Annotated in this window: 3 protein-coding genes and 1 tRNA gene; 2 read left to right on the forward strand and 2 right to left on the reverse strand. The window is 66.1% G+C overall.

Going from position 1 to position 5185, the window contains the following annotated elements; genetic code table 11:
• Window positions 1–124: 124 nt before the first annotated feature.
• A complete protein-coding gene (locus tag NBZ85_RS27325; RefSeq protein ID WP_261562884.1) occupies window positions 125–1993 on the reverse strand; it encodes a tetratricopeptide repeat protein in 1869 nt (622 codons plus the stop codon).
• 766 nt (window positions 1994–2759) lie between these two features.
• Window positions 2760–2832, reverse strand: a tRNA-Arg gene (locus NBZ85_RS27330).
• Between the two features lie 328 nt (window positions 2833–3160).
• On the opposite strand from NBZ85_RS27330, the gene NBZ85_RS27335 reads away from it, so the two are divergent.
• A complete protein-coding gene (locus tag NBZ85_RS27335) occupies window positions 3161–3796 on the forward strand; it encodes a hypothetical protein (RefSeq protein WP_261562885.1) in 636 nt (211 codons plus the stop codon).
• Window positions 3793–5185 (forward strand): DUF4407 domain-containing protein (locus tag NBZ85_RS27340; protein WP_261562887.1); only part of this gene is annotated, 1393 nt, incomplete at its 3' end. The genes NBZ85_RS27335 and NBZ85_RS27340, both read left to right, overlap by 4 nt.

The following is a 5185-nucleotide window of genomic DNA, read 5'->3' on the forward strand; positions in this document are numbered from 1 at the left end:
CTCGGAAGTTGCTCTGTGGAAGGACTACTTCCTACCGAGGCCCCGCGTTTCCCTGCCTACCCCCCTCCGCCCGTCACAGATAGTGATCGAACGCGGAGTGTGACGGCCCGTTGCAGGGAAAGGCTCAGTACCGAGACTCCGGAACGCCGGCAGCCACGCCATCGCGACACACCCGCTCGGCATCCTCACAACGGCCCTGGTCACGCAATAGGACTGTCAGCCAATACCGGGGCCCACCCCCGCCACCGGCCGACTCGTCGAATCCGCCGGTGGCGATCGCCTCACGAAGCACGTTTTCGGCCTCATCAATTCGACCCTGTTTCTTGAGAACCTCCGCCAGGCCAAACCAGGCATCGGGATCAATTCCGGCCACTCCCTCCCGGAATACTTGTTCCGCCTCGTCGAGCCGGCCCAATTTCTCCAAAAGGCTACCAAGGCGGCTTCGTCCGTCGACCAGGCCTGCCGCGATCGCCTCACGGAGTAACTGTTCTGCTTCATCGAAGCGATCCCGGTCCGCCAATCTACCGGCTAGCCAGATCCGACTGTTCGGATCATCGATAGCCGTGATCGCCGCACGCCAGGAATCTTCTGCCTCAGAGTTCCGTCCGGCTTTGAACTGAAGAAGAGCCAAAGAAGGCAAGGCAACTGGGCCGACTGATCGGTAGAGGCGTTCCGCCTGATGGTACAATTTCCGGTCCTCAGCCGAATCTGCAACTGCCAGGCGATCTGCACTGTCTGAAAGGTGCTCGACGTAGGCAATCCACGCCGTTTCTGGCGGCACTGCGGATCTACGGGTTTGGAGGGCGTGCTGGTAAACATAATCTGCGACGGAGTATCCGGTAGGAGCACCCATTTCTTCTGCTACGGGTGCCAACACAGACGCGGCGCCGTGTAGTTCTGTGGTCGCATAGCTGAGAGCAGTCTCGAACCAGTTGATCGGCGCCTTGGCCCGTTCGGTTGGGGTGAGGTAGCCCGGGATTGAGGCGCGCAGCAGGTCTGCGGATAGGGGCGATCGCACGCCGACACGGCGGGCGTCTGTGGCGGCGGCAATCAATGCCCAGGTGTGACGGTTGGGAGCTGCCTCCCATCGGTGGATCAGTTCGGGAGCGGCGGACAGGGCCTGGGTCATGCCGTAGCTGGAATTGAGGGTGGCTGCCAGCCGCGGGTCAGTGGCAGCGGCGAGGACGGCGTGATCAAGTTCGGCGGTGGACAGTACCGGGCTGACGACCATGACGGTGGCTAGGCCGAGGACATCCCGCTGCCGAAAGAAAGGATCATCGTGTGCATCGAGTGGTGGTGGAGTTCCGAACGTATGGTAGGCATCAGGCCACAACGTGCCAACGATCAATATTGGCTGCCGGACGTTTCGTAGCGCTCGAACGGTGGACGAATTTAGTCCGGCGGCAAGGTATCGTTGAAGCTCGTCCAGCCAGACGACCGTGTGCGAGGTGGGCGCAGCAGCAAACGCATCCAAGTGGGCTAGGTCGGGTGGATGGAAGAGTAGCCAGTCGGGATGTTCGGCAAGCAGCGCCTCATAGGCGCAGCGTGTCTTTCCTACCGAGGACGATCCGATTAGCAGCAAGAAACCGGAGCCGATCCGGACAGCAGAGCGTAACCGTACGTCGATGTCGCGAGGTACGTATCTGGGCAGCTCGCCAACAGCGCCAGGAACGTCGATTGCGGCATGCACGCCTAAGCTGCGCGGGTTCGCATCGCGCACCCTGTAAAGACCCCTAAGAGGGTCGCCGGGCGCTCGAATCTTTCCGAGATCAACAATCCCCGACAAATTGGCCTTGTATTGTTGCATCGACCGTCGGTCGATATCACCCTTATCAAATCTGGTATGACAGTTTGGACACAACGCGATCAGGTTCTCGAACGTGTGCTCCCTCACCTTTTCCCACGGCACAATATGCGCGATCTCGGTGGTGGTTGCCTTGCAAGTAGGGATCGCGCAACGGTGTCCCGCTTCCACGAGGACCTCGCGCTTCATCCCCGCGGGCACCGCGGGCCGACCTTCGGGCACGTTCATGAGAGTACCGATATCTGCTGCCCATTGCTGCACCGATCATCCAGCCACCCAGTGGCGCCTCGTCAAGCTGGGCGCTCAGGTCACGACGCGCCGACGAGCATGGCGTGCCAGCGCCATGCTCAGCTGTCTCGCGGCGCAGCTCTTGCATCGACGGACGCTCGGCAGCGCTGGGAACTGGTCGATGAGAGGGGCCTGAAGTCGATGGGTTCAGAGGCGGTTCTCGTAGTACCCACAGTGATCGTCTCATTGCTCCGGACGCATCAGCGGTGACTGAGCGAAAGGCCAGGCGGCGCTCGTCGGTCAACGTCTTGCCGGTTCGGGCAGCGGGTCCCCGGCGTATATGTAGATCATCTGGTGGCCGATCTGGGACTGGCGTCACGATCGCGAACGGATCCAGGGACAACCCGCGCAACGTCCGTCTGCGGTGGGTCGCGGTACGCGGGCGGATGTAAGTGGAGCACACCCGACTTGCCACGACCGCCGACATCTACGTTGCCGTCCTGGATGACGTTCGGCGCGGGACGGCCAGCAGCATGCACGACATCCTCACCCGGCTTCAGACCCCGGCCGAAACTACAGAGAGTGAGGGCGAGAGGGACGCCGCTTGAGGTGTCCGGCAGTACTGCCGAGGCAATGGCAGTACAAATGGCAGTACTCGCGGTCTGGAAGCGGCAGAGCCCCGCACCTTGGATGGGGGTGCGGGGCTCCGGCCTGTCTCAACCGTGCGTGCGCTCGGAGGGAATCGAACCCCCAACCTTCTGATCCGTAGTCAGATGCTCTGTCCGTTGAGCTACGAGCGCGCGCCGGCCACCGTGGTGGCCGGCGGTGCCAGCTTACAGCACAGCGGCAGCGCCTCAGGAACCGCGTCGACCCGGGACCATCCGTAGTTCGTCCGATGCGACGAGTTGAGTGGCCGACGTGGGACGCCGCGTCCATCCGCGGCGTCATGGCAGACGCCACGACAGGCATCGGCTTGGTCGCTCCGCGCACCGTGGCGCGTACTATGAACAAGCTCTCGGGGGGAGAGATGCTTTCGCGTCCGCATGAACCCGGACGTAGCGGCACATCGGGACCTCACTTCGCCCCCGCGGGTAATGATCTTGCTGGCCCCTTGCGGACGGAACGAGGATGGCCACGCCACACGAAGACGACCTTCCGCCACAGCCGCCCGGCTTCGCGTACTCCCTGCCGGCCGCCGAGCCCGCCGGGGCGGACCAGAGCAGGACGAACTTCGTCCGGGTCATCGCGCCGCCGGTCATCGTCCTGCTGGAAGTGCCGGCGCCGTCGCGGACCGACATCGGCGAGCCCCTCCTGCGGGACCCGCGCACCCGCGGGGTGCGCCGGCTGCCCGCCACGCAGGCCCTGGGTCGGATCGCCGCCCTCCCCCTCCCGACAGCGTCCGCGCCCTCGGCCGGCGTCGGACCCATGGCCCCACGCAACGCCTTCCGTGCCAGCAACGCCTTCCGTGCCAGCAACGCCTTCCGTGCCAGCAACGCCTTCCGTACCAGCGACTACTCCCGCCCCGGCCCGGCGACCGCCGACGGCGGACGTGACGGCGACGGGTGGTGGCGTTCGATGGGCGAGCTGGTGGGCAGCCTCGGCGGGCAGACGAAACCCCCGCCCTCGGGATGGTCGCGTCGGGCGGTGGACGCATCGCGGCACGGGCGTCGGGCTTGGCCGCGCAGGTGCGGGGAGGCGGTCCGCGCGCTGCGGCGCGGGCGATCCGCCGGGCCGCGGACGTGGCGGAGGGTGGGCTCGCCGTGAGCCGGTTCCTGCTCTGGCTGTCCGGCGCGGACCAGGAGATCCTCGGCCGGCTGCGGCACGACCGGGCCAAGTACGTGGGCGTGGGCAGCGCAGTCCTCACGACGGCGGCGATGGCCACCGTCTCGTCCACGTTCGCGCTGCGGATGGCGCTGAAGCTGCCGATCGTGGTCTGCCTGCTCGTCGGGCTCGGCTGGGGCCTGGCGATCATGGCGCTGGACCGCTGGCTCGTCGCGTCCGTGCAGCGTCAGGACCGTTGGTATCTGAACGCGCTGCTCATGCTGCCGCGGTTGGTCCTGGCGATCCTCATCGGATTGGTCATCTCGACGCCACTCGTCCTGCGCATCTTCCAGCCGGAGATCGACACCGAGATCACCCAGATGCACGCCGAGGACGCGGCGGCGTTCGAGCAGCGGATCACCACCGACCCACGTAACCAGGAGCTGACCCAGCTGCGGGCCCAGCGCGACGCCCTGGTGAGGATCGGCACCACCGGCGTCGACGTGAGCGCCGACCCGGAGGTCGCGCCCCTGCAGAAGCAGATGGACGGGCTGCAGACCCGACTGGCCCAGGCGAACGCCGACGTGCTCTGCGAAAGCCTCGGCAACTGCCCGGGTCAGCAGAACAAGGCGGGCCAGGGCCAGCAGTACAACCTGAAGGTCTCCCTGCGCGACGGCGTCCAGACGCAGATCAACCAGTTGCAGCCGCGCCTGACCGCCGCCATCGACGCCGCGCGCGCCCGCCAGCAGGCCGGCCAGTCCAGTGCGACGGCGAACGCGAAGGATCAGCTTCCCGCGCTCACCTCCCAGATCACCGCGCTGGAGACTGGGCAGCGCAACGACCGGGCGGCGTTCAACCGCCAGAACGGCGACAACACCGGGCTGCTCATCCGGATGGAGGCGCTCGACCGCATCACCAGCGATCCCGACCACCGCACCCTCGCCAACGCGCACCTGGTGCTGCTGCTGTTCATCACGGCGATCGAATGCCTGCCGATCCTGGTCAAGTTCCTGATGTCGCTGGGCAAGCTCACCACCTACGAGCAGGTCGTCGCGATCGAGGAACGCAACCAGCTCATCGCCGAGGAGGAGATGTCGGCACGGCGGCGGGCGACCATGCTCCTCGACGACCAGGACTCCTACCTCGAGGCCCTGGTGACGAGGGACGAGAAGGACCCGGCGATCGAGCGGCTGGCCCGGCGGACCGTCGCGATCCAGGAGGAGGTCGCGAACGCGGCGTTGGACGCCTGGCGCGACCGCGAGCTCGGCCGGATCCACGACTCCCTCGACGACTATGTCGCCACGGCACCGCCGCCGCCCGCTCGACCCACCCGTCCCGATCTCGCCGTCCGGGTCCCTCCCTACGACGAGGAAGACGAGCCCACGCTCACCC

It is taken from the genome of Frankia tisae, assembly GCF_025403405.1.
Lineage (GTDB): Bacteria > Actinomycetota > Actinomycetes > Frankiales > Frankiaceae > Frankia > Frankia tisai.